This is a genomic window from Phormidium sp. CCY1219, from assembly GCF_035615515.1.
Taxonomy (GTDB): domain Bacteria; phylum Cyanobacteriota; class Cyanobacteriia; order Cyanobacteriales; family Laspinemataceae; genus CCY1219.
On sequence record NZ_JAJENT010000385.1, the window covers coordinates 1 to 419 of the forward strand.

Sequence of the window (419 nt, forward strand, 5' to 3'; positions counted from 1 at the left end):
ACCAGAGAGCTGGTCACGAGAGAACCGTGCATGGCGCTGAACAGCGCACCACCGAACACGCCAGCCACACCCAACATGTGGAAGGGGTGCATCAGGATGTTGTGCTCGGCTTGGAACACCAACATGAAGTTGAAGGTTCCCGAGATGCCCAGAGGCATGCCATCAGAGAAAGAACCTTGGCCGATGGGGTAGATCAGGAACACTGCGGTAGCCGCAGCCACGGGGGCAGAGTAAGCGACGCAGATCCAAGGACGCATCCCCAAGCGGTAGGAGAGTTCCCACTCGCGGCCCATGTAGCAGAACACGCCAATCAGGAAGTGGAAAATCACTAACTGATAGGGGCCGCCGTTGTAGAGCCACTCATCGAGAGAAGCCGCTTCCCAGATGGGATACAGGTGCAGACCGATCGCGTTAGAAGA

General features: G+C 57.5%; 1 pseudogene. It reads right to left on the reverse strand.

The window, feature by feature from the left end:
• Window positions 1–419, reverse strand: a pseudogene (locus tag LKK83_RS07635) (photosystem II q(b) protein); the annotation flags it as partial.